The organism is Burkholderia sp. IMCC1007 (assembly GCF_027257875.1).
In the GTDB taxonomy this organism is placed as follows: domain Bacteria; phylum Pseudomonadota; class Gammaproteobacteria; order Burkholderiales; family Burkholderiaceae; genus Burkholderia.
The window spans coordinates 56,383-81,277 of sequence record NZ_JAPVQY010000009.1; the positions used below are offsets into that span (position 1 = coordinate 56,383).

Here is a 24,895-nt window from a genome sequence, read left to right on the forward strand (position 1 = left end):
GGGCGCGCGGGCTGCCCGGGTCGCGCGCGCGGCCCCAGCGCGCCGTCAGTCGCGCCGTCAGTCGCGCGGCATGCGCGCCACGCGCGAGATCAGCTGCGGCGCGATCCGCTCGAGCGGCAGGATCGCCGATGCCGCGCCGATGGCCGCGGCCGCCTTCGGCATCCCGTACACGGCGCTCGTCGCCTCGTCCTGCGCGATCGTGTAGCAGCCCTTCGCGCGCATCGCCTTCAGCCCGAGCGCGCCGTCGCGCCCCATTCCCGTCAGCAGCACGCCGAGCGCATCGCCCTGCCAGCCATCGGCCACGCTATTGAAGAACACGTCGATCGACGGCCGGTACGGCGTCTCGGCCGGATGCCGCGTATAGCTGAGCACGCCGCGCGGCGACAGGCACAGGTGATCGTTGGTCGCCGCGAGCAGCACCTCGCCCGGCTGCGGCACGCTGCCCTGCCGCGCGATACGCACGGGCAGCCGCGTATTGCCGTCGAGCCACTGAGCCATGCCGACCGCGAACGCCTGGTCGACGTGCTGCACGATCACGAGCGCGGCCGGAAAATCGGCCGGCAGTGCGCGCAGCAGCGCGGTGAGCGCGGTCGGGCCACCCGCCGACGCGCCGATCGCGACGAGCGTCGGCTGGCCGCGCGCGCGTGCCGGCGCGGGCGGCACGACTGTGGCGGTGCGGTTTTCGAGCAGCCGGCCGATCTGGTCGATCTTCGCGAGCAGCGGCTGCCGCGCCCCATCAGACGGCAGGCCGAGCGCGAGCGTCGGCGTGTCGACCGCATCGAGCGCACCGGCGCCCATCGCCTCGTACACCGACGACGTGTTCGCACTGACGCTCGCGGTCACGATCAGGATCGCGCACGGCGCGCGCGCCATGATCTGCCGCGTCGCGGCCACGCCGTCGAGCCTCGGCATCACGAGGTCCATCAGCACGAGATCGGGCGGATGCGCGACGCAGAAATCCACGGCCTCGTCGCCATCGGTCGCGACCCACAGCACCCGATGATCGGTGCGCAGCGCGATCACGCGGCGCAGCGCCTCGACGGCCAGCGGCAGATCGTTGACGATGCCGATGTTCATCCGCGCGCATCCCCGATCAGGTCGTGCACCGCATCGAGCAGCGCCTCGTCGTGGAAACTGCTCTTCGCGAGGTAGTAGTCGGCGCCGGCGTCGAGCCCGCGCCGGCGATCCTCGTCGCGATCCTTGTACGACACGATCATCACCGGCACGCGCGTGAGCATCGGATCGCCCTTGATCAGCGTGACGAGCTCGATGCCGTCCATGCGCGGCATGTCGACGTCGGTCACGACCAGGTCGAACGCGTCGCTGCGCACGGCGTTCCAGCCGTCCATCCCGTCGACCGCGACGGTCACGTCGTAGCCGCGCTTCTCGAGCAGCTTGCGTTCGAGCTCGCGCACGGTCAGCGAATCGTCGACGACGAGCACGCGGCGGCGCCGGTCGGCCAGCGCGAGCTGCGGATCGCGCGTGAGCTTCGCGAGCTGCCCGCCGCGCACGAGCTTGTCGACCGAGCGGATCAGGTCCTCGACATCGACGATCAGCACCGGGTCGCCGTTCTCGAGCAGCGCGCCGGCCGCGATGTTCTGGATCTTGTGCAGGCGGCTGTCGAGCGGCTGCACGACGAGCATCCGCTCGCCGAGAAAGCGGTCGACCGCGATGCCGTACAGCTCGGGCTCGCCGCCGACCACCACCACCGCCGTGCTGGACCGCGTGACGTCGGGTTCGCCCGCATCGAGCAGCTGATGCGCGGAAACGAGCCCCGCGCGCCGGCCGTCGAACGGAAAATGCGGCTGGCCTTCGAGCACGTCGATGTCTTCGTGCGCGAGTTCGAGCGTGCGCCGCACGTGGGCGAGCGGAAACGCATACGGCTCGCCGCCGACCTCGACCAGCAGGCTGCGGATCACCGACAGCGTGAGCGGCAGCTGCAGCACGAAGCGCATGCCCGCACCGGGCTCGTTGAAGATGCGCACCGCGCCGCGCACGCCGCGCACCATCTCGTGCACCGCGTCGAGGCCGACCCCGCGCCCGGACACGTCGGTCACCGCGTCGCGCATCGAGAAGCCCGGCAGCAGCAGGAATTCGAGCAGTTCGGGATCGGACAATCGCGCGGCCGTCTCGTCGTCGGTCAGCCGTTGGCGGACGACGGCCGCGCGCAGCGCGTCCATGTCGACGCCCGGGCCGTCGTCGATCACGCTGACGAGCAGCGAGCCGGCGCTGTGGCGCGCCTCGAGCGTCACGCTCGCTTCGGCGGGCTTGCCGCGCGCGCGCCGCGCGTCGGGCGACTCAACGCCATGATCGAGCGCGTTGCGCAGCAGGTGGCCGAGCGGCGCGTCGAGCAGGTCGAGAATGTCGCGGTCGACCTGCGTGCCTTCGCCGACGATCGAGAAGCGCACCTGCTTGCCCAGCGAGCGCGCGAGATCGCGGACGATGCGCGGATACGCGCGCGTCGCGTCGCCGAACGGCCGCATCCGGCACTGCAGCGCCTCGTCGTAGAGCTGCTCGGCGATGTGCGTGCTGCGGCGCTCGAAGCGGTCGAATTCATCCATCCGCTCGGCCAACGAACGCTGCAGGTCGTTCAGCATGTGCCGCACTTCGTTCACCGACGCGAGCACGCCCGCGCCGAGCTCGTCGGCAAACTGTTCGTACACCAGATCGAGCGAACGGGCCGCGTCGCGCTGCGCGCGCTTCACGCGCAGCATCGATTCGGCGAACGGCTTGAGCCAGCGCGACTCGACGAGCGATTCGCCGGACAGGCTCAACAGCCGGTTCAGCGTATCGGCACGCACGCGGCGCATCGCGCCCGCGCCGGCCGCCCGGCTGGCCTGGACCGAATCCGGCACGGCCGCCGATACGGCGAGCGGCGGCACCTCGGCCCCCGCGCCCACCGGCTCGTTCGCGGCGCCATCGTGCTCGCGAAGCGGTACGACGGACGGCGGTGCCGGCGGCGGCGTCGCTCGCGCGCCGTCCGCGCCCGTGAGCGCTGCCGCGAATGCATCGATGTCGGACGACGACACGGGCTGCGCATGCGGATCGGCGACACGCACCAGCAGGTCGACGCCCGCGAGCAGCACGTCGACGTGCGCGGCCGTCAGCGTGATGGTGCCGGCTTGCGCGGCGACGAAGCATTCCTCCATCCGCCCCGCGATGTCGATGCCGAGCGGCACGCCGACGATGCGCGCGGCCCCCTTCAGCGAATGCGCGGCGCGCATGCAGGCTTCGAGCGCGACGGAATCGGGCTCGCCCGATTCGAGCGCGAGCAGGCGCTCGGACAGCGCCTGGGTCTGCGTGCGCGTCTCCTCGCGATACAGCTCGAGCAGCGACAGGTGGCTCAGATCGTCATCGCCGCTCATCGCATGCTCCGGGTCACGGCGTCGAACAGACGATCGTCGTCGAGCAGCCCCACCGACTTGCCGCGCCACGACAGCACGCCGCGCGACAGGCCGGCGCTCGCGCGGCCGACCGTCGCCGGCACGGGCACCCATTCGGATGCGCCGAAGTGCAGCACGCCCTCGACCTCGTCGACCGGAAACACCACCGGCTCGCCGTGGTGCGCGGCGACCAGCAGCCGCGTGAAGCGGCCGTCCGCGTCGCCATTGCCGTCCTTGCCAACCTTGCGATCCTTGCCGCCGTTGCCCGCATCGAGGCCGAGCAGCGCGCCGATCGAAATCGCGATGCGCAGCGTGCCGCGAATGTTGACCACGCCGCGCACGGCCGAGTGCCGACGATGCGGCAGCGAATGGATCGGGCGTGTGCCGGCGATCTCGCGCAGCACGCCGATCGGCAGCGCGAGCCATTCGTCGGCGACGCGAAACGCCAGCGCCGCCTGGCGCGTATCGTCGTCGCCGCGCGCGCGGGTCGCGTCGAACCCGCTCATCCGGCGCGTGGCGTCGGCCATCTCGGCCGCGCCGAGCGGGCGCTCGAGCAGCTTCGCCGCGTGATACGCGTAGACCGGGCAGTTCAGGCAGCGCAGACAGTCGGCCAGCCGCTCGCACGAACGGTCGCCGCGCGTGCCGATCCGGTTCCAGCAGTCGTCGATGCCGATCGTCGTGTCGTCAGTGACAACGGCGTCGCGGTTCATTCTTTCCTCGGTCATCCCGATCTCGGCTCCAAACCCGTATTTTCATATGCGCTTATCCGGCCGAGCGCCGCGCACGCTCGAGCAGCCATTGCGCGCTGGCGCCATCGCCGCCGACGTCGAGCAAGGTCGCAAGATGCGTCAGCGCCTCGTGGTGCGTGGGCCGCAGATACAGCGCCTTCCGGTAGAACTCGCCGGCTTCCGCGGCACGCCCGCGTGCGTCCGCGATCAGCCCGTTCAGGTAGAACGCGTCGGCGTGCGGCCCCACCCGCGCCGAAAACTGCGCGAGCACGCGCTCGGCCTCGTCGAACGCCCCTGCGTTCGCGAGCGCCTGTGCCTCCTCGAGCGTCGGCACGACGTTATCGCCAGCCGGCGCGGCGGCGGCGGCCGGCAGATCACCGCGCATGTCGGTCGGCATGTCGGTCCGTATTTCCGGCCGTATTTCCTGCCGCATTTCAGCCCGTATTTCCGGTCGCATTTCAGCGCGCCCGTCGGCCCCGACATCGGGACACGGCTCGACCGCTATCGGGCGCTCGGCCGCCGCGAGCCCCGCGAACGGTTGCTGCGCGACACCGATCCACGTCGGCGGCACGGCGGCCAGCGTCGGACGCTTGGCGGCTGCCGGCGCCACCGTGAAGCGCTCCGCGCGCCGGTATGGCGCAACCGCGGGCATCGGCGCCGCATGCCGGGCCGCGTAGCCGTCCGCGGCCGCAGCGCCGCGCGCCGGATGAAACGCGAACGCGAGCGGCACGCGCGCCGAGCGCATCCCGTGCCGCATCGCGACACCCGTCTCCGCCGGACCGACGAACAAGGTTCCGTCGTCGGCGAGGCAGCTTTCGAGCGAAGCGATCACGCGATCCTGCACGTCGCGACCGAAATAGATCAACACGTTGCGGCAGAACACGAAATCGTAGCGGACGCCCGTATCGGTGCCCGGTTCGACCAGGTTGGCCTGGCGAAACTGCACGCACGCGCGCACGCGCGCGTCCAGCAGCCAGCCGTCCGCGGCCTGCGTGAAGTGCCGGGCGCGAAACTCGGTCGCCGTGCCGCGAAACGCGTTGCGTCCGTAGCAGCCGAGCCGCGCCTGTTCGATCGCGCGGGCACTCAGGTCGATCGCGTCGATCGTGAAGCTGGCCGGATCGAGCCCCGCGTCGAGCAACGCCATCGCCGCCGAATACGGCTCCTCGCCGCTCGAGCACGGCGCGCTCAGCACGCGGATCACGCGCCCGGGCGTCGCGGCAACCCGTTCGGCGGCGAGCCGCGCGAGGGTCGCGAATGCCTCGCGGTCGCGGAAGAACCACGTCTCCGGCACGACGAACAGTTCGATCAGCGCGCGCCGCTCGTCGGCCGACGCGTTGAGCTGCTGCCAGTACGCGTCGAGCGCGTCCGCGGTCACGGGCGGCCGCGGCGTCGACGGCAGCCGCTCGCTGTCGCCCTGCAGCGCATGCACGCGCTCGGTCAGCGCGCGGATCAGGAAATCGTTGCCGAGCGAATCGGGGTCGATGCCGGTCTCGCGCAACAGCCATGCGCGAAATCGCGAATCGGACGCTCTCATGCGGACTCCCCTTCATGGCCCGGCTGGCCTTCGAACAGATACAGGCGTGCGACGTCGTCGATCAGGTCGGCCACCGACACCTGCTGGATGATGCCGTCGGGCGTGTTCGCGACGCGCCCGAGCCAGCGCGTGCGCGCGCTCGCGACGCCGCTCGCCTGGAACGTCGTGCGATCGATCCGCAAGGTCTGCGTCGCACGCTCGAGGATCAGGCCGATCACGCGCGCGCGCGCGGCCGGGCCGCTGCGATAGCGAACCATCACGAGCCGCGTCGAACGCAGCGCATGCGCGCGCCGCCCGAGCGCCAGCATCGGCACGTCGATCACGGGCACCGGCTGGCCGTTGCGCATCAGCAGCCCGGCGATCCATTCTGGCGCGCCCGGCACGGCCTTGGTGGCCGCGAGCGGCAGCACCTCGTCGATGTCGGCCGCGTCCAGCGCGTAGCGCTCGCCGTCGAGCTCGAACATCAGGAACAGCGCGTGCACGCCGCCGTGCGGATCGGCGCGCGTCACGCGTCGACCTTGAAGCGCGACACGCTGGTGCGCAACTGGTTCGCGACGAGCGTCAGGTCGTCGATCGCCTGCGACGACTGGCGCAGCGATTCGGCCGTCTGCTGCGCGGCTTCCGACAGTTGCGACAGCGCCTGCGTGATCTGCTCGGCGCCGTTCGCCTGCGTCTGCATCCCTTCGTTGACCATCTGGAAGCGCGGCGCGAGCGTCTGCACCTCGGCGATGATCTGCGACAGCTGGCCGCCCACCTGCTGCACGTCGAGCATCCCGCGGCGCACTTCCTCGGAGAACTTGTCCATCCCCATCACGCCCGCCGACACGGCCGACTGGATCTCCTTCACCGTCTGCTCGATGTCGTAGGTCGCCACCGCCGTCTGGTCCGCCAGGCGGCGGATCTCGGTCGCGACGACCGCGAAGCCGCGGCCGTACTCGCCGGCCTTCTCGGCCTCGATCGCAGCGTTCAGCGACAGCAGGTTGGTCTGGTCGGCCACCTTGGTGATGGTCGCGACGACCTGGTTGATGTTCAGCGCCTTCTCGTTGAGGATCGCGAGCTTCGCGTTCACCGAGCCGGCCGCGTCCATCACGCTGCGCATCGTCTCGCCCATCCGCGTGAGCCCGCTCTGGCTCACGCCCGCGAGCGTCGCCGACTGCTCGGCCACACCGGCCACCTCGTTCATCGTGCGCAGCAAGTCGCGCGACGTCGCGAAGATCTCGCGCGAGGTCGCACCGATCTCGGTGGTCGTCGCCGCGGTTTCATTCGCGGTCGCCTGCTGCTCGCGCGACGTCGCCGCGATTTCGGCCACCGACGTCGTGACCTGCAGCGACGACTGCTGCGCGCGGGAGACCAGTTCGGTCAGCTCGTCGGCCATCCGGTTGAAGCCCGTCTCGAGCGTGCCGAATTCGTCGGCGCGGCGCAGATCCAGGCGGTGCGTCAGGTTGCCGGTGCGCATCACGTCGTGCACTTCGACGAGCCGCGCCATCGGCACGGTCACCGCGCGAAAGAGCGCGTAGCCGAGCCCGAGCGCGGACAGCAGCACGATGCCGAGCGCGGCCGCGAGGACGATCTCGGTGTCCTGCACGGACTGGCGGATCACCTTGGCGGAGTTGTCGGCGAACTTGCGGTTTTCCTGCACGAGCGTGTTCGCGTTGCGCACGACCTCGGTCCACGCGAGTTGCGCCTTCGCGTACGCGGCGACGGCCTCTTCGTGCGACACGCGATGCTTTTGCACGGCATCGTTCAACAGCGGCAGATAGCGATCGAACGACGCGCGGAACGTCGCGAAGCGCTGGCGGTCGTCGTCGCGGAACGTGGTGTTCTCGTAACCGATCGACAGCGACTCGACGTCCTTCACCGCATCGCCGATCTTCGCGAGATCGCGCTGCACGGCTTCGGGATCGCTTTCGACGAAGGTAGCCTGCTGCAGCATCGTGAACGATTCGTTGACCGCGCCGCGCAGCGACGCCGCGAGATAGACGCCGGGCAGCGAATCGCGTTCGATGCTGACGGCTTCGCTGTTGATCGCGCGCAGACGCTCGTAGGACACGCCGGCGGTCACCAGCATCAGCACGAACAGCACGCCGAAACTGAGCAGGATACGGTTGCCGAGCGTCAGCCGGGCAGCGCCGATCGTCGGGTGCAGGCTTTCATTGGTCGCGCGGGGCGTCACGGTGGCCATGTTCGTTATGGGCTTTCTAAAATCAGCGTTGAAAAAATTCGCGCCCGCCTGCGCGCCGAACGGCGCGCCACGAGCGCATCTGGGCCGGCGGGCGATGCGGCGCCGGCAGGCCGCGCCGCGATATTACCGCTCCGCTTGCGCCGGCAGGCGAAGTCCGACCATGAAACCGCGCGACGAATTGCGCATCAGGATCTGGCCGCGATGCCGCGCCGCCGTCGCGCGGACGAACGCCAGCCCGAGGCCGAAGCCGCTGCGCGCCGCGCCGTGCGCGGACTCGAGCCGCACGAACGACTCGGTCGCGGCCGTGCGCTGCTCGGGTGCGATGCCGGCGCCGGCGTCCTCGACGCCGATCAGCCACGCACCGCCGTCGTCGCTCAGCGTGCAGTGCACGTCGGTGCCGGCCGGGCCGTATTTCAGTGCGTTGTCGATCAGGTTCGCGACCGCACGCGTGAGCATCATGCGGTCGCCCATCGTCACGCACGCGGTGTCGGGCACGCTGGCCACGACGCGGCTGCCGAATCCGGCCGCCTTTTCCCACAACTGGTCGACGGCGTCGAGCACGATTTCGTTGAGACTCACGACCTCGTGCGCACGGCGTTCCGACTGCGCGCGGGTCAGGTGGATGAAGCCGTCGGCGAGCGCCAGCGCGCGGCGGGCGTGACCGGCAATGCGCTCCATGATCGGCGGCATGTGGCCGTGTTCGGCCCGGTAGACCTCGAGGAGCGCGAGGATCGACGTCTGCGGCGAACGCATGTCGTGCGACAGGAAATCCAGCGCCTCGTCGCGCTGGCGCGACATCAGGTACGAATTCGCGTGATAGCGGATCCGCGCGGTCAGCTCCATCGCGTCCGGCAGCTTCACGAGATAGTCGTTCGCGCCGGCGATGAACGCCTCGCGCTTGACGATCGGCTCCTCCTTCGCCGACAGCACGATGATCGGCACGCGTGCGGTGCCGGCGTCCGCGCGCCACGCGCGAACGAGATCGAGCCCGTCGATTTCGGGCATCACGAGGTCCTGCAGGATCACCGTCGGCTTCACGTCGCGCGCGACCGCCATCGCCCGGTGTGCATCGGTGCACACATGCAGGTCGATATCGTGCTCGCTGCGCAACGCGCGCCGGATTACCTCGCCGACGAAAGGCTGATCGTCGACGAGCAGGACCGACAGCCCCGATTCAAGACAATCCGGCGCATTTTCACCGCTCGATTCTTTCATAAATACCGTTTCAAACGCCAAATCTCCAATTGATTCATTCACAGGAGTTGTTTATCTGACTTGGACGCCATCTTGATTTGGCGGCTGGGGAAATTCCCCATTGTTGCCGAGTTGGCCTGTCGGCATTGCCTCACGGGGATTCGAACGCCGATTTCCCCCGTCGACGGTCGCATTACCTCCGCGTGCTTTCTCTCAATAAAGATAACCGGCTGATTCTAAATGAAATTAGAACACAGCATGTATCTCCTTCCGGTTTAGTGTTGCCAAATATAGTGAAAGAGCGGGATACAGATAAATCGGATCATTTCCGGATTCGAAAGACGAGAACGTTTGCGCGGGTGATGCCGCGAGGTTTGCATGCGTTGCAAGGTCGGCTCGCCGAGCATGTCGGGACCGGTTCCGGATATGCCCGAATCGGGGATGAGGGGAAGCGGCCCGTGACGGTGGGTCGTGACGGTGGCGCTGATCGCTGATCGCTGATCGCTCGTCGCTCGTCGCTCGTCGCTCGTCGCTCGTCGCTCGTCGCTCGTCGCTGGACGCTGGACGCTGGTCGCTGGTCGCTGGACGCTGGTGCTAGTGCTAGTGCTGGTGCTGGTGCTGGTGCTGGTGCTGGTGCTGGTGCTGGTGCTGGTGCTGGTGCTGGTGCTGGTGCTGGTGCTGGTGCTGGTGCTGGTGCCGATGCTCACGCGGATGCCGATGCTGACGCGGATGCCGAGCCGAGCCGAGCCGAGCCGAGCCGAGCCGAGCCGATACCGATACCGATACCGATACCGATACCGATACCGATGCCGATGCCGATGCCGATGCCGATGCTGACGGATGCGCCTGCGGCTGCGGCTGCGGCTGCGTGCCTCAGATGACACCGCGCAGCAGCCACGACGGCGGCGGCGATGCGCAAACGCCCGGCCGCCGTGCGGCCGACCGTCAGCCGCGCGCGTGCTGCGCGGATACTTCCTGCAGATCGAGGTCGCGCTCGAGCGCGTGCAGCATCTCGTCGTGGATATGGCCCGAACGGTGCAGGCGCAGCAGCTCCGTGCGGCCCGCCGCGATCGCGGCCAGCACCACGTCGTAGTGGGTGGCACGGGCACTGTCCGGAAACGCGGGCTCGTCCTTCAGGCGCTCCGTCAGTTCCGCGCGGTAGGTGTACTGCTCGAGCAGGCGCGGATGAATCACCTTGCCGCTGTCGTCGCGCACGAGCGGCTGGATCGCCACGAGCTGCGCGGCCTCGATCCGCGCCCATGCCTGCGGCTCGGTCAGGTGATGCGCGGCGCGCTCGTGGTGTTGCGGCAGGCGCAGCAGCCGGATCAGCGGCCCGATGGTCGTGCCCTGCAGCAGCACGGTGACGAGGATCACCGCGAACGACGCGACCAGGATCACGTCGCGCCCGGGCAGCGCCGGCGGCAGCGACAGCGCGATCGCCAGCGTCACGACGCCGCGCATGCCGGCCCAGCTCATGACCGTCGCGGCCTTCCAGTCGGGCGCGGGGCCGCGCCGCGCGATCCCGCGCACCGGCCACTTCAGCGCCTCGACCGCGTAGATCCACACGAAGCGCGACACGATCACCGCCGCCAGCACCGCGAGCACCGGCGGCACCATCGTGGCGAGCACCTGCTCGAACCCGCCGAGCCGGTGCATCGCACCGCGCAGCGACAGCCCGATCAGCACGAACACCATCGCTTCGAGCAGGAACACGATGACCTGCCAGAACGCGGTGCCGCGCGTGCGCACCGCAGCCGAGAACACTTCGTGCTGATGCCAGCCGACGATCATGCCGGCCGTCACCGTCGAGATAACGCCCGACACCTCGGCCATCTCGCCCGCGATGTACGCGATCCAGCCCGCGATCACGGCGACGGTGATCACCAGATAGTCGTCGTCGAGCAGCTTCAGGAACCACACGACGACCTTGCCGACGAGGAAACCGACCACCACGCCGCCGAGCCCGAGCTCCGCGAAGCGCACGACCGCGTGCTCGAGGCTGAACGCGCCCGTCAGCGCGGCGGCGACCGCGAAACGGAACAGCACGAGCCCGGCCGCGTCGTTCAGCAGGCTCTCGCCTTCGAGCAGCACCATCAGCCGGCGCGGCAGCGCGACGCGTTCGAGCACCGCCTTCGCGGCGACCGCGTCGGGCGGCGACACGATCGCGCCGAGCGCGAAGCACGCGGCCCACGGCAGCGACGGCACGACCCAGTGCACGGCGAAGCCGACCGCGAACGTCGTGAACACCACCGCACCGATCGCGAGCATCAGGATGCCGCCGACGTTGCGCTTGAACTCCTCCCACACCGAGAAATACGCGCCGTCCATCAGCAGCGGCGGCAGGAACACCAGCAGCACGAGATCGGGATCGAGATTGATCGGCGGCAGGCCGGGAATGAACGCGATGCCGATGCCGCCGATCAGCAGCGCGGCAGCGGGCGGCAGCCGCAGCCGCTTGGCGATGCATTCGAGCGCGACGATCGCGAGGAATGACAATAGAACCAGCTTGAATGCCGAGACGGGGGACATGAATCGACCTTGTGAAGAATGAATGCGCACGCCTGCGGGTGTCGTACCCGATGGCAATTTCGCGCGATTACATCACGATGCGATGCATGCAGTCGAGCGCGTTCGGCACGCGCGGCGCGCGATGTGGCCGCGACGGTACGCGGCGGGCGGCCATCGTGCCCGGATTCGCATACCGAAATGAAAAACGGCACGCGGGCCGGCACGATCGCCAGCCCGCGTGCCGCCGTGGCAGCGCGCCGCCCGCAAACGCGCTAGCGGCGCCGCACGACCATCAGCCGCGGCTCGGTCATGTCCTCGATCGCGTAGCGGATCCCTTCGCGGCCGAGCCCCGAATCCTTCACGCCGCCGTACGGCATGTTGTCGACGCGGAACGACGGCACGTCGTTGATCACGACGCCGCCCACCTCCAGTTCGTCCCATGCGCGGTGCGCATGCGCGAGCGAATCGGTGAACACGCCGGCCTGCAGCCCGAAGTCGCTGTCGTTCACGCGCGCGAGCGCGTCGTCGAAGCGGTCGAACTTCTCGAGGATCGCGACCGGGCCGAACGCTTCCTTGCGGTACAGATCCTGCTCGCGGCCGACGTTTTCCAGCAGCGTCGCCTCGAACATCGCGCCGTCGACCTTGCCGCCCGCGACGATCTTCGCGCCTGCCGCGACGGCCGCATCCATCCAGCCCGACAGCCGCCGCGACTCGGATTCCGAGATCATCGGGCCGACGAACGTCGACGGATCCTTCGGGTCCCCCATCTTCAGCGAGCGCGTCTTCGCGATCAGCTTGTCGCGCAGCGCGTCGTACACGCCTGCATGCACGAGGATGCGCTGCACGCCGATGCAGCTCTGGCCGGACTGGTAATACGCGCCGAACGCGAGACGATCGACCACGTAGTCGAGCTGGTCGCGCTGGTCGGCGTCGACGATCGCCGCCGCGTTGCCGCCGAGTTCCAGCACGACTTTCTTCTTGCCGGCCTTCTCCTTCAGCGCCCAGCCGACGGCCGGCGAGCCCGTAAACGACAGCAGCTTGAAGCGCTCGTCGGTCGTGAACAGATCCGCGCCGTCGCGATGCGCGGGCAGCACCGAGAACGCGCCCTTCGGCAAATCGGTTTCCGCGAGCACTTCGCCGATGATCAGCGCGCCGATCGGCGTGCGGCTCGCGGGCTTCAGCACGAACGGACAGCCGGCCGCCAGCGCCGGTGCGACCTTGTGCGCGGCGAGATTCAGCGGGAAGTTGAACGGCGAGATGAACGAGCACGGGCCGATCGGCACGCGCCGCGTATAGCCCGTGTAGCCTTGCGCGCGCGCCGAGATCTCCAGGTTGATCACTTCGCCGTCGATACGCACCGACTCCTCGGACGCGACGCGAAACGTGTCGATCAGCCGCGTGACTTCGCCCTTCGAATCGTTGATCGGCTTGCCGGCCTCGATGCACAGCGCTTCGGCCAGCTCGCCGAAGCGCTCGCGAAAACGGGCGACGCAATGGTCGAGCACCGCCTGCCGCCTGTAGGCCGGCAATTCGCGCAGCGGTTTTTCGGCGGCGACCGCCGCGCCGATGGCCGCATCGATCGCCTTCGCGTCGGCCAGCGCGACGCGCGTCGCGACCTTGCCGCTGAACTTGTCCGTCACCTCGAGATCGGTGTTCGCGTAGACCGCTTCGTTGGCCAGGTAGTACGGATAGGTATCCTTCAACATGGAACGCTCCTTGCGGTGAACTGCGGATTCAGAGTTGCGCCGACAGGCGCTTGATTTCGCGGTTGAGCACGCGCTCGTTGTCCGAATAGTCGATCGGCACGTCGATCACGTGCACGCCGGGCGTCGCGAAGCAGTCGCGCAAGAGCGGCTCGAGATCGTCGGCCGCTTCGACGCGATGCCCGTGCGCGCCGTAGCTCTGCGCATACGACACGAAATCGGGGTTCTTCAGCGTCATCGCGAAATCGGGGAAATTCATGTTTTCCTGCTTCCAGCGGATCATCCCGAACGCATCGTCGCGCAGGATCATCACGACGATGTCGAGCTTCAGCCGCACGGCCGTTTCGAGCTCCTGCGAATTCATCATGAAGCCGCCGTCGCCGCACACGGCGATCACCTTGCGCTGCGGATGCACGATCTTCGTCGCGATCGCCGACGGCAGGCCCGCACCCATCGATGCCAGCGCATTGTCGAGCAGCAGCGAGTTCGGCTCGTGCGCGCGCCAGTAACGCGCGAACCAGATCTTGTACATCCCGTTGTCGAGACAGACGATCCCGTCGACCGGCAGCGCGCTGTACAGATCGTTGACGATCCGCACCGGATACATCGGGAAGCGCGGGTCGTGCTGGCCCTTCTGCAGGTGCGCGTCGAAATGCTCCTTGATCATCTTGAAGCGCTCGAAATCCCAGTGCGATTGCGGCGTGACCGCTTCCTTCATCTGCCACACCGCATTCGCGATGTCGCCGACCACCTCGATCTGCGGGAAATAGACGGGATCGACCTGCGCGCCGAGGAAGTTCACGTGGATCACGGTTTTGTCGTCCGCGCGCATGAAGAACGGCGGCTTCTCGATCACGTCGTGGCCGACGTTGATGATGCAATCGGCATGCTCGATCGCGCGGTGCACGAAGTCGCCGTCGGACAGCGTCGCATTGCCGAGCCACAGCGGATGCGTTTCGTCGATCACGCCCTTGCCCATCTGCGTCGTGAAGAACGGGATGCCCGTCGTGTCGACGAATTCGAGCAGCATCTTGCAGGTGGTCTTGCGGTTGCCGCCCGCCCCGATCATCAACAGCGGATGACGGGCGGCCTGGATCGCGCCGATCGCATGCGCGACCGCCTTCTCCTCGGCCACCGGCCGCCGGCTGTAGCTGCGCGGAATCGGCTTGCCGTCGCCTTCCTCGTGCGCGATGTCTTCCGGCAACTCGAGGTGCGCGGCGCCCGGGCGCTCTTCCTCCGCGCGGCGGAACGCCTCGCGCACCGCCGACGGAATATTGCCGATCGACACGATCTGCCGCGTGAACTTCGTGAGCGGCTGCATCATGTCGACCACGTCGACGATCTGGAAGTGGCCCTGCTTGCTGGACTTGATCGGCTTCTGCCCGGTGATCATCAGCATCGGCATGCCGCCGAGCTGCGCATACGCGGCAGCCGTCACGAAGTTGGTCGCACCGGGCCCGAGCGTGGCGAGACATACGCCGGTGCGGCCCGTCAGGCGGCCGTAGGTGGCGGCCATGAACCCGGCTGCCTGCTCGTGCCGGGTCAGCACGAGCTTGATCTTCGATCGCCGCAGCGACTCGAGCAGATCGAGGTTTTCCTCGCCGGGAATGCCGAACACGTACTCGACGCCTTCGGCTTCCAGCGCCTTCACGAACAAATCCGATGCTTTCATGGGGGACCTCGGTTGATGCCGCCTGCCCGGCTTACGGACGCGCGGCGGCCGGCCTACGGCACGCGGACGCTTTACCTACAGGACACAGACCACGGCACGACACGCCGCGCGAAGCAGGATTGGCCACGCACGACGGCACCTCCGCGAGACGGAGGGCAAACGGATCCGCCCGCGTGACAAGCACGCGCGGGCAGCAAAGACGTTTTTGATTGTAGACGGATTCGGGAAATTCCGGCCTCGGCCGGATGGCCAGGCCCGCGGCCGGAAAAGATCGGCCTGATGGCCAATCCGGCGTCAAACGACGCGCGCGGCCCTACTGTAGCGGCACGTCCATTCATTCGACATGTGAACTATGGTTGACACACTGCGATTCATGCCCTACAGTGCCCCTACATTCAGCATCCGGACCACCGACGTCTTCGACGCGTGGTTCGCCGGGCTGCCCGACCGTGTCGCGAGGCGCCGCATCCAGGCGCGCATCGACCGCCTGTCGATGGGCAATCCGGGCGACTGGAAATCCGCCGGCGCACCCATCGTCGAAATGCGTATCGACCACGGGCCCGGTTATCGCGTCTACTACGTGCGGCGCGGAACGATATGGGTGATCCTGCTGTGCGGCGGCGACAAGTCGACGCAACAGGCGGATATCCGCGCCGCGCACGCGATGCTCGCGCGGCTCGACCTGGAGTGACGGATGGACAAGATCAAGACCCGGCCGTGGGATTCGGCCGAACACCTGAAAACCGACGACGACATGGCCGAGTACTTCGACGCGTGCCTGCGGGAAGCCGGCGACGATCCGGCCTTCATCGCGCATGCGCTCGGCGTGATCGCCCGTGCACGCGGCATGTCACAGGTCGCGCGCGACGCGGGCCTGTCGCGCGAAGGGCTGTACAAGGCGCTGTCGCACGACGGCAATCCGAGCTTCGGCACGATCCTGAAGGTCATCAAGGCACTCGGCCTGCAACTGCACGGCACCAAGGCGCACGCGTGATCCGGCCGCACGCGGCGGTGTGCCGCCGGCGCCATGTGCGCGGCCGCATCAATGCAACCATGCGCCGGCCCAGCGCGGCACCAGCGACACCAGATACAGCCCGAGCCCGATCAGCCCGCCGACCAGCGTGCCGTTGATGCGGATGTACTGCAGATCCTTGCCGATGTTCAGTTCGATCTGCCGCGACATCTCGCGCCCATCCCAGTTGCGCACCGTGTCGCGGATGTGGCGCATCAGGAAATCGGCGAAATCGGGCGCCACCTCGTGCACGGCCTTCTCGATGTGCTCGTTCAGCGATGCGCGCAGCGCCGGGCTTTCCGCGAGCCGTGCACCGAGCCAGCCGCCGAGCGTCGCGGCCTGCCGGTGCAGCGCCGAATCGGGGCGTGCGAGATCGGCCTTCAGCCATGCGCGCAACTGGTCCCACAGATCGCGCACATACTCGTTGAACGCGTCGCCGTCGCGAATGTAGCGCTTGATCTCGTCGCCTTTCGCGATGAACGCGGGATCGTGCTTCAGCCGCTCCGTCAGCCGCACGACGGTGCGATCGAAGCGCTGCCGCAGTTCGTGCTCCGGATCGTCGGCCACGCCCTCGAGCACGCGGCTCACCGCGCTTGCCAGCATGCGTGCGCCGTTCTCGCCGAACCACTGCGTCGGCATGATCTTCTCGATCTTCGGATACTGCGTCTTCAACCATTCGACGATGAAGCCCGCGATCACCTCGCGGTTCTCCTCCTTGTCGAGCACGTCGACCACCTGTTCGATCGCGTCGTCGAGCAGCGCCTGGTGGCGGCCGTCCTTCGTCAGCGTATCGAGGATCGCGCCGGCCGATTGCGACAGGTCGACCCGGTCGATCACCGCGCGGAACGCGTCGTGCACGAACGACTGGATCCGCGCGTCGTCGGTCATGTCGAGCGCGAAGCTCATCAGTTTCGTCACGTAGCTGCCGAGCGCGTCGGTGTTCGCCGGCTCGCCGAGCCACGCGCCGAGCTTCCGCGCGGGATCGTGCTGGCGGATCTGCGCGGCGAGCGCGTCCGGGCCGAGAAATTTCTCGCGCACGAACACCGCGAGATTGTCGGCGATCTTGTCCTTGTTCTTCGGGATGATTTCGGTGTGGCGCGACACGAACGGGATCGGCACGCGGCGGAACAGCGCGACGACCGCGAACCAGTCGGCGAGCGCGCCGACCATCGCGGCCTCGGCCACCGCCTTGAAACCGTCGACCCACGGGTCGCGCGGCAGCAGGATCGTCGTGACGAACACCGCGACGGCGGCGAGCAGCAGCCACAGCGCGCGGCGCTTGCTTCGTTTCAGTTCGAGGGCTTTGTCTGGCGTCATGGGTGACCGGTGAGGCGAACGATGCCGCCAATATGCACCGAGTCGGCGGCCGCCGCCACATACCCGGCCCCGTTTAACGGGCCACCCGACTTCGCCGCCGATCGATGGAGCGGGCCATGCGTTTCACCATGCGTCCGGCCGGCCTCCACGCTCGCCCTCCCCGCCGGACGACCGTCCCGACACCGCGAACCGCCCGCTCAGCCGCGCCGGCCGGGCTGTCTCTCAATGTCGCGTTTACCCGGATAGCACGACGCCATCGCGTCCGCTCAGACTGTATTCACATTTCGAGACACTGTCTCTCATACAGAGACGAACATCATGCTCAAGACACTCAGCAGCGCACTGCAACTGATGCAGTACTTCACCGCCCAACAGGCCGCATGGGGCGTCCGCGAACTCGCGAAGGAAAGCGGCGTGCATCACGCCATCGTCCATCGCGTGCTCGCGACGTTCGCGGCCGAGGGCTATCTCGTGCAGGACGATGCGGGCCGCTACGCGCTCGGCCTGCGCTGGTTCGAAATGGGCGAGATCGTGCGGCGCTCGCTGTCGCCGTCGCAGATCGTCGAGCCCGCGCTGCACCGGCTCGCACAGCAAAGCGGCGAGACGGTGTTCCTGTCGCTGCTCGACGGCTACGAGGGGCTGTGCCTCGACATCGCGCACGGCGATCAGCAGTTGCGCTTCTCGATCGAGGAAGGCCAGCGCTTCGCGCTGCACGCAGGCGCGCACGGCAAGGCGATCCTCGCGTTCCAGCCCGATTCGATGCGTGACGAAGTCTTCGCGCGGGCGACGAAGGCCGGCCAGGCGCTCGACCGCGCGGCCATCGAGGCGCGCCTCGACGTGATCCGCGAGAACGGCTGGGCCTACACGCGCGAAGAAGCCGCCACCGGCGTTGCAGGCCTGGCCGTGCCGCTCACGGCGAAGGGCAGCCGCTCGGTCGCCGGGTCGCTCGCGATCTCGGGGCCGATGCAGCGCCTCGACGAATCGGCCGTGCCGCGCCTGCTCGATGCGTTGCACGACGCGCGCCGCAAGATCGAAAGCGTGCTCAGCCTGATGCGCTGACCGCCGCGGCGACCAACGGGGCCGTCGCCGCCCCGCCCCGACACACCAGAACAAGCCACAGGCATCAAGAGGAGATACCCATGAACGCCCTGCACGACGCGCAGGCCGGCACCCCCGCCGTGCCCGCCGCCCCTTCCGGCGCCCCGCGCGTCCGTTTCGCCGAACCCGTGCTGCTGATCGTATCGGTCGTCCTTTCCGTGCTCGGCGCGATCATCGGCATGCAGCTGATCGTGTCGCTCGGCATTTCGGCGAACACGTCGATCATCGGCGCGCTGATCGCGATCGTGTTCTCGCGCATCCCGCTCGAACTCACGCGGCGCTTCCGCGTGCTCGAACGCCAGAACCTCGTGCAGACGGCGATTTCGTCCGCCACGTTCGGCGCGGCGAACTCGCTGATGATCCCGATCGGCGTGCCGTACGCGATGGGCATGCCCGAGCTCGCAACGCCGATGCTGATCGGCGCGCTCGCCGCGATGCTGGTCGACGGCACGATGCTGTATCTCTTGTTCGGCAGCCGGATCTTCCCCGCCACCGGCAGCTGGCCGTCCGGCGTCGCGACCGCCGAAGCGATCTGGGCCGGCGACCGCGGCGGCCGCAAGGCCGCGTTCCTCGGGATCGGCGTCGCGGTCGGCGTCGCCGGCGCGTGGCTCGGCATTCCGATGTCCGCGTTCGGCGCCGCGTTCCTCGGCAACCTGGCTGCGCTGACGATGTTCGGCTTCGGTCTGCTGATCCGCGGCTACTCGGTCGCGTTGACGGGCGTCGACATCGCGAAGGCGTATATCCCGCACGGCGTGATGATCGGCGCGGGCATCGTCGCGATGCTGCAGGTGTCGTCCGAAATCCGCCGTGCGCGCCGCGCGCCGGTCGACGAAGCGGGCACCGGCGACGTGTCGCCGCTGCGCGCGGGCCGCATTCTCGGCCTCGGCTACGTCGTCTACATGCTGATCGCGCTCGTGATCGTCGGCTGCACCGGCGGCTTCTCGGAGATGTCGACCGGCATGCTGATCGTGTTCGTGCTGTATGCGGCGTTCGCGGCGTACATCCACGAGCTGATCGTCGGCATCGCCGCCATGCACTCGGGCTGGTTTCCGGCGTTCGCGGTCGCGCTGATCACGCTGACGATCGGCATCCTGATCGGCTTCCCGGCACCCGCGCTCGCGGTACTGGTCGGCTTCTCGGCCGCGACGGGCCCGGCATTCGCCGACATGGGCTACGACCTGAAGACCGGCTTCATGTTGCGCGGCTCCGGCCAGGATCCGGCGCTCGAAATGGCCGGCCGCCGCCAGCAGTTCCTCGCGGCCACGCTCGGCTTCGTCGTCGCGGGGATCGTGGTCGTGCTGTTTCACCACGGCTTCTTCAGCCGCGACATGCTGCCGCCCGTCGATCGCGTCTATGCGGCGTCGATCAAGGCCGGTTCGTCGTGGGACATCGCGCGCGACCTCGCGATCTGGGCCGTGCCCGGTGCGCTGCTGCAGTGGCTCGGCGGCGCGAAGCGCCAGCTCGGCGTGCTGCTGTCGACCGGCATGCTGCTCACGTCGCCGCTCGCGGGCTTCGCCGTGCTGATCGGCCTCGCGATCCGCTTCGTCGTGCTGCGCACGCGCGGCGAACGCGACATCGCCGAGATGAGCGCGTTCGCGGGCGGCGTGATCGCCGGCGATGCGCTCTTCAGCTTCACGCGCTCGCTCATCAAGCTCAAGTAATCCGTTTCACCGACAGGACTCCAGATGGACATCACTGCAATTCGCGCCGATACGCCGCTGACGGCATCGACGATCTATCTCGACACGGCCGCCGCGTCGCTGCCGCCCGAGCCCGTGCTCGATACCGTCAACGACTATCTGCGCGATACCGGCCGCATCGGGATCTACCTGCCCGCGTTCCGAAAGACGACCTATGCGCGCGTCGATGCCGTGCGCACGCAGCTCGCGGCATTCCTCGGCGCGCAGGCCGACGAGATCGCATTCACGAAGAACGCGACCGAAGCGATCTCGCTCATCGCGCAAGGTCTGCGCTGGCAGCCGGGCGACGAAGTGCTCGTCGCCGACACCGAAATGCTCAGCAACCTGCTGCCATGGAAGCGGCTCGAAGCGACGCGCGGCATCGTCGTGAAGATGATCGCGGCGAACGGCGAAGGGCTGCTCGCGCCGGACGCGTTCGCGCAGGCGATCACGCCGCGCACGCGCCTCATCACCTTCTCGCACGTGCCGAACTCGTCGGGCGCGCTGCAGGACGCCGCGGCACTGTGCGCGGTCGCGCGTACCCGCGGTGTGCTGACGCTCGTCAACGCGTCGCAAACCATCGGGATGGTCGCCACGGACGTGCGCACGCTCGACTGCGACTTCCTCGCGGGCTGCGGCCGCAAGGCGCTGCGCGCGACGGAAGGCTCGGGCTTCCTTTATGTGCGGCGCGCGTGCATCGACACGCTCGAACCGGTGCTCGCCGGGTGGTGGAACGGCACGTACGATCGCGCGAGCGGCGCGTTGTCGTTCGTCGCCGGCGCGAAGCGTTTCGAGGCCGGCTGCCCGATCGTGCCGGCGATCCTCGGCCTGGGCGCCGCGCTCGACTATGCGCAACGTATCGGCATCGCGCGGATCGAAGCGCGCGTGCGCGAGCTGACGGCCCATGCGGTCGCCACCTTCTCGACGCTGCCCGGCTTCGAGCTGTACGGCCCGCGCGATGCCGCGCAACGCATCGGCATCGTGCCGTTCAATCTGCGCGGCATCGATCCCGCGACGATCGTCGCGGCGCTCGAGGCGCAGCACTGCATCATCGAGGCCGGCAACTTCATGGCCGATGCGATCCTCGCGCGCTATGGCGTGTCGACGATGGCGCGCGTGTCGCTGCACTATTTCAATACCCGCGAAGAAATCGACCGCGTCGCCGAACTGATCCGCGCGGCGGCCCGCTGACCCCACCCGACAACCGACACAGGAGCCACCATGAATCAACGCTTTCTGCTGATGAGCAGTTCCCGCAAGGACGCACTCGGCTATCTCGAACACGCGACCGAACAGATCCACGCGCTGTTCCGCCACGAAGCACGCAAGATCGTGTTCGTGCCGTATGCCGGCGTGTCGTTCAGCTTCGACACGTACGAAGGCATCGTGAAGCCGGTGTTCGAGAAGCTCGGCTATGCGCTCGAATCGCTGCATCACAGCACCGACCCGCGCAACACGATCGAGAACGCCGACGCGATCGCGGTGGGCGGCGGCAATACGTTTGCGCTCCTCAAGCGCATGTACGACGCGAACATCGTCGATGCGATCCGTGCCCGTGTGCATGCAGGGGTGCCGTACGTCGGCTGGAGCGCGGGCAGCAATGTCGCGTGCCCGACGATCCGCACGACCAACGACATGCCGATCGTGCAGCCGCCGACGCTGCGCGCGCTCGGCCTCGTGCCGTTTCAGATCAACCCGCACTTCATCAGCGGCAAGCCGGTCGGCCACAACGGCGAGAGCCGCGAGGAGCGGCTCGGCGAATTCCTCGACATCAACGCGCCCGAACAGGTGTTCGCGCTGCCCGAAGGCTCGGCGCTGCTCGCCGACGGCACGACGGGCACCGTGCTCGGCGAGCGCGGCGCGCTGCAATTCGCGAGCAAGACCGACGTGCGCACGCTCGCGGAAAACGCGACCTTCCCGCTCGCGTCGATCACGGGCCCGGTCGGCATCGACCAGTGGCCCGCGTTCCGGCAATAAGCGCCGGGTACCCATTTTAAAAAAACCGTCCCATATCGGTTAGGAGACCTTTTCATGAAGAAGCAGCTTGCCGGACTCGCGCTGTTGGCCGGCGCGACGGGCGTCGCGCATGCCCAGTCCACCGTGACGCTCTATGGCGTCATCGACGTCGCGATCGGTTACCAGACCCACACCAACGCGGCGGGAGACCGGACGATCGGCCTGCAACAGGGCAACGAGGGCTTCCTGTCCGGAAGCCGCTTCGGGTTGAAGGGCAACGAGGCGCTCGGCGACGGCTGGAAGGCCGGCTTCACGCTGGAGAACGGCTTTCTCGCGAACAACGGCAAGCTGGATCAGCAGGGCCAGCTGTTCGGCAGGCAGGCATTCGTGAAGCTCGGCCACGAGCGCTGGGGCGAGCTTGCGCTCGGCCGGCAGTACACCACCGGCAACACGATGCTGTACTACGTCGATCCGCTCGGCGTCGGCGCCGCACCGACCAATTCGTGGCAGGTCTACCTGGTCGGCCAGCGCTACGACAACGCGCTCAGCTATACCGGCACCTACGGGCCGATGCAGGTGATCGCCGAGTATGCGTTTGGCGGGATCGCCGGCGCGACGCGCGCACGTTCGTCGATGTCGCTCGGCGTCAAGTACGAAGCGGAGCCGGTGACGTTGATCGGCGATGCGCAGCAGACTCGCGACACGCAAAGCCGTCGCGCGCGGATCTATCTCGCCGGTGCGAAAGCCGCGCTCGGCAGCGTGAACCTGTTCGCGAACTACCTGCACAGCGATCGCGACGCAGGCTTCGACTCATCGAACGGCGGCACGGACACCGCGTCGATCACAAGCATGGCGTCCGGCGCGCCGAGCGCTGCCGTCACGATCAACTCGGTATTCGCGTCGCATCGCCGTGACGATTTCTTCACGGTCGGCGCGAACTGGCGTGCGACGCCCGTGTGGAACTTCGTCGTCGCCGGGATGCACGACCGGACGCTCGCCGACGGCTTCAACGGTGCACGCAGCACCGTATACGGCGTCGCCGACTACAGCCTCAGCAAGCGTACCGACGTGTATGTCGCGACCTCGTACGAATGGACGCGTGGCGGCTGGTCGGGCCTGTTCGGCAATACGACGACCAACGCGGCAGCCGCGAACGGCGCCGCACTCAACGGCCGCAACGAGCAGCTGTCCGTGCTGCTCGGCCTGCGGCACTTCTTCTGACCCACCGCGGATTCGACCGATGCTGCCCGCGACGCGGCGCACGACCGGCGCATCGGCAACCTGAATCAAGAGGCATTCGATGGCACTGAAACAGACCCTCGTCATTTTCGACGCGCTCGACGGCGCGACCGTCAACGGGCAGCACATCGCCGCGCTGTTCGCGCCGTACGCGCCGCACGGCGTGACGGTCGAGGTCACCACGGTCAATAACGAACCGCCGGAAGACACGACGAAGACGACCGACTTCATCACGATCGTGATCCCCGGCTCGCGCGGCAAGAAGGCAGGCGGCGACGCGCGCACGCTCGGCATCGTCGGCCGCAACGGCGCGATCGGCGCGCGGCCCGCGAAGTTCGGGATGGTGTCGGACGCGGACGGCCCGATCGGCTCGCTCGCGGCCGCGCTGAAGCTCGCCCAGATGAAGGCGAACGGTGACGTGCTGCCCGGCGACGTGATCGTCACGACGCACCTGTCGACCGACGTGTCGATGAGCGAGAACAACGGCGTGCCGTTCATGGGGATGCCGGTTTCGTCGGCCACGATGAACCGCTACGAAGTGACGCCCGACATGGACGCGATCCTGTCGCTCGATGCATCGAAGGGCAACCGGATCGTCAAGCAGCGCGGCTTCGCACTGTCGCCGACCGCGATGCAGGGCTACATCCTGCGGATGGCGCCCGACCTCGTGTCGATCATGGAATCGACGACCGGCATGCCGGCCGTCACGTTCCCGATCTCGCTGCAGGACATCACGCCGTACGACAACGGGCTGTCGCACTTCAACAGCATCATGCAGCCGCACGTCGGCACGGACAAACCGGTGGTCGGCGTCGCGATCACCGCGCGCGCGGTCGTGGGCGGCAGCGATTCGAGCGCGAGTCACGAAGTCGATCTGGCCGAAGCGGTGCGCTTCTCGGTCGAAGTCGCGAAGCGCTACACGGCGGGGACTTGCGAGTTCTACGACGCGAACGAGTGGCGCAAGATCCGCGACGCATATCCGGACCTGAGCGTGTTCCAGGGGTACGGCAAGGCGGCCTGACGGTCAACGGCCCGGGCGACGCACGACGCGCGACGCGGACCTGGCCGATTCCCGGGCCGCAGCGGAATGGAGCGCGGCCCCGACAGGGCGCTGCGGCAGCGCTTATCGTTGCCGCGCCTTCTCCATTACGGCATACCGGGCCGCGCCCTCCGGGTCGTCGCTACGATAAGCAACGTTTTGCTCCGTGCCGGTACGGCCATCCAGCCCCTGAACGGCAAGCAGCCGTTCCCGCCAGTGCCGCCGAGGTTCGACATCACGGAGCAGCGCCGAAAATATGCGTCGAGCCGGCCTTTCCCCGGGTTCCACAACTCCTCGGTAAGCGCGTCCGGATAGGCATTTTTCCGCGATGAACCCCAGTCGATCGCAATGCCGGCGCGGGGGCACAGCTCGGTATGAACCAGCAGCATCGTTCGCCCGTTGCCGTCAAGGAACGGATGGCCCCACGCAAAAGCGCCCATCACGTCGCCGGGCCCAGCCTGCCCGCGATGCATGCTGGCAGCCAGTCGGAGCCCCCACTCCACGGCCTGCTGCGACCGGTCCGCCCGCTCGAACTCAACCGCGCCGTCGCCCTTGCCGACGTGCATGCCCACTCCTAGTGGTGATCCGGTCCGTCCTGGCCCCACCGATAAAAACCGGCAAACAGCATGCGATGTACGCCCAGGAAAGTCC

Annotated in this window: 21 protein-coding genes; 9 read left to right on the forward strand and 12 right to left on the reverse strand. The window is 68.1% G+C overall.

All coding sequences use genetic code 11. The features are described from left to right. Positions 1 to 57: 57 nt before the first annotated feature. From O1Q03_RS11435 to O1Q03_RS11465, 7 genes are all read right to left on the reverse strand, one after another. Entirely contained in the window at positions 58 to 1,077 is a 1,020-nt protein-coding gene (locus O1Q03_RS11435; protein ID WP_269503499.1) for a chemotaxis response regulator protein-glutamate methylesterase, read from the reverse strand. Continuing rightward, the gene (locus O1Q03_RS11440; protein WP_269503500.1) at positions 1,074 to 3,365 is read right to left on the reverse strand and encodes a hybrid sensor histidine kinase/response regulator; all 2,292 of its coding nucleotides are present in this window, start codon (positions 3,363 to 3,365) and stop codon (positions 1,074 to 1,076) included. The genes O1Q03_RS11435 and O1Q03_RS11440 overlap by 4 nt, the downstream gene beginning before the upstream one ends. Continuing rightward, a complete protein-coding gene (locus tag O1Q03_RS11445; RefSeq protein ID WP_269503683.1) occupies positions 3,362 to 4,093 on the reverse strand; it encodes a chemotaxis protein CheW in 732 nt (243 codons plus the stop codon). The genes O1Q03_RS11440 and O1Q03_RS11445 overlap by 4 nt, the downstream gene beginning before the upstream one ends. Before the next feature lie 52 nt (positions 4,094 to 4,145). Continuing rightward, a complete protein-coding gene (locus O1Q03_RS11450; protein WP_269503501.1) occupies positions 4,146 to 5,645 on the reverse strand; it encodes a CheR family methyltransferase in 1,500 nt (499 codons plus the stop codon). Beyond that, positions 5,642 to 6,154, reverse strand: coding sequence for a chemotaxis protein CheW (locus tag O1Q03_RS11455; protein ID WP_269503502.1), 513 nt, complete (start codon positions 6,152 to 6,154; stop codon positions 5,642 to 5,644). Before O1Q03_RS11455 ends, O1Q03_RS11450 begins: the two co-directional genes overlap by 4 nt. Further along, entirely contained in the window at positions 6,151 to 7,827 is a 1,677-nt protein-coding gene (locus O1Q03_RS11460; protein WP_269503503.1) for a methyl-accepting chemotaxis protein, read from the reverse strand. Before O1Q03_RS11460 ends, O1Q03_RS11455 begins: the two co-directional genes overlap by 4 nt. Positions 7,828 to 7,950: 123 nt before the next feature. Further along, on the reverse strand, positions 7,951 to 9,084 hold the full coding sequence (locus tag O1Q03_RS11465; RefSeq protein WP_269503505.1) for a hybrid sensor histidine kinase/response regulator: 1,134 nt from the start codon (positions 9,082 to 9,084) through the stop codon (positions 7,951 to 7,953). Positions 9,085 to 9,612: 528 nt separating this feature from the next. On the opposite strand from O1Q03_RS11465, the gene O1Q03_RS11470 reads away from it, so the two are divergent. Continuing rightward, positions 9,613 to 9,858, forward strand: coding sequence for a hypothetical protein (locus O1Q03_RS11470; RefSeq protein ID WP_269503506.1), 246 nt, complete (start codon positions 9,613 to 9,615; stop codon positions 9,856 to 9,858). 108 nt (positions 9,859 to 9,966) lie between these two features. On the opposite strand, the gene O1Q03_RS11475 is transcribed toward O1Q03_RS11470, so the two are convergent. From O1Q03_RS11475 to O1Q03_RS11485, 3 genes are all read right to left on the reverse strand, one after another. Further along, positions 9,967 to 11,550 (reverse strand): Na+/H+ antiporter, encoded by a 1,584-nt coding sequence (locus O1Q03_RS11475; RefSeq protein ID WP_269503507.1) that lies wholly within the window; start codon positions 11,548 to 11,550, stop codon positions 9,967 to 9,969. A 251-nt stretch (positions 11,551 to 11,801) separates the two neighbouring features. After that, on the reverse strand, positions 11,802 to 13,235 hold the full coding sequence (locus O1Q03_RS11480) for an aldehyde dehydrogenase family protein (protein WP_269503509.1): 1,434 nt from the start codon (positions 13,233 to 13,235) through the stop codon (positions 11,802 to 11,804). Positions 13,236 to 13,263: 28 nt separating this feature from the next. Beyond that, positions 13,264 to 14,904, reverse strand: coding sequence for an acetolactate synthase large subunit (locus O1Q03_RS11485; protein ID WP_269503511.1), 1,641 nt, complete (start codon positions 14,902 to 14,904; stop codon positions 13,264 to 13,266). 373 nt (positions 14,905 to 15,277) lie between these two features. Here O1Q03_RS11485 and O1Q03_RS11490 point away from each other — a divergent pair, with 373 nt between their 5' ends. Both O1Q03_RS11490 and O1Q03_RS11495 read left to right on the forward strand, forming a co-directional pair. Beyond that, entirely contained in the window at positions 15,278 to 15,595 is a 318-nt protein-coding gene (locus O1Q03_RS11490) for a type II toxin-antitoxin system RelE/ParE family toxin (RefSeq protein ID WP_269503512.1), read from the forward strand. A 3-nt stretch (positions 15,596 to 15,598) separates the two neighbouring features. After that, a complete protein-coding gene (locus O1Q03_RS11495) occupies positions 15,599 to 15,898 on the forward strand; it encodes an addiction module antidote protein (RefSeq protein ID WP_096505596.1) in 300 nt (99 codons plus the stop codon). Between the two features lie 48 nt (positions 15,899 to 15,946). Here the strand turns inward: O1Q03_RS11495 and O1Q03_RS11500 are convergent, their stop codons facing one another. Further along, a complete protein-coding gene (locus O1Q03_RS11500; RefSeq protein WP_269503518.1) occupies positions 15,947 to 17,233 on the reverse strand; it encodes a DUF445 domain-containing protein in 1,287 nt (428 codons plus the stop codon). Between the two features lie 318 nt (positions 17,234 to 17,551). On the opposite strand from O1Q03_RS11500, the gene O1Q03_RS11505 reads away from it, so the two are divergent. The 6 genes from O1Q03_RS11505 to O1Q03_RS11530 all read left to right on the forward strand — a co-directional run bounded on the left by O1Q03_RS11505 (position 17,552) and on the right by O1Q03_RS11530 (position 24,226). Further along, positions 17,552 to 18,292 (forward strand): IclR family transcriptional regulator, encoded by a 741-nt coding sequence (locus tag O1Q03_RS11505; RefSeq protein WP_269503519.1) that lies wholly within the window; start codon positions 17,552 to 17,554, stop codon positions 18,290 to 18,292. An 80-nt stretch (positions 18,293 to 18,372) separates the two neighbouring features. Continuing rightward, entirely contained in the window at positions 18,373 to 19,992 is a 1,620-nt protein-coding gene (locus tag O1Q03_RS11510; protein ID WP_269503520.1) for an OPT/YSL family transporter, read from the forward strand. Between the two features lie 24 nt (positions 19,993 to 20,016). Continuing rightward, positions 20,017 to 21,201, forward strand: a complete 1,185-nt coding sequence (locus tag O1Q03_RS11515) for an aminotransferase class V-fold PLP-dependent enzyme (RefSeq protein WP_269503521.1) — start codon at positions 20,017 to 20,019, stop codon at positions 21,199 to 21,201. Between the two features lie 30 nt (positions 21,202 to 21,231). Next, positions 21,232 to 21,987 carry a dipeptidase PepE gene (gene pepE / locus O1Q03_RS11520; RefSeq protein WP_269503523.1) on the forward strand — a complete coding sequence of 252 codons (756 nt, stop codon included), beginning with the start codon at positions 21,232 to 21,234 and terminating at the stop codon, positions 21,985 to 21,987. A 54-nt stretch (positions 21,988 to 22,041) separates the two neighbouring features. Next, a complete protein-coding gene (locus O1Q03_RS11525; protein WP_269503525.1) occupies positions 22,042 to 23,187 on the forward strand; it encodes a porin in 1,146 nt (381 codons plus the stop codon). Between the two features lie 79 nt (positions 23,188 to 23,266). Continuing rightward, the gene (locus O1Q03_RS11530; protein WP_269503526.1) at positions 23,267 to 24,226 is read left to right on the forward strand and encodes a DUF1177 domain-containing protein; all 960 of its coding nucleotides are present in this window, start codon (positions 23,267 to 23,269) and stop codon (positions 24,224 to 24,226) included. A 125-nt stretch (positions 24,227 to 24,351) separates the two neighbouring features. Here O1Q03_RS11530 and O1Q03_RS11535 read toward each other — a convergent pair whose 3' ends face one another. After that, positions 24,352 to 24,810, reverse strand: a complete 459-nt coding sequence (locus O1Q03_RS11535) for a Fic family protein (RefSeq protein WP_269503527.1) — start codon at positions 24,808 to 24,810, stop codon at positions 24,352 to 24,354. Between the last annotated feature and the right edge of the window lie 85 nt (positions 24,811 to 24,895).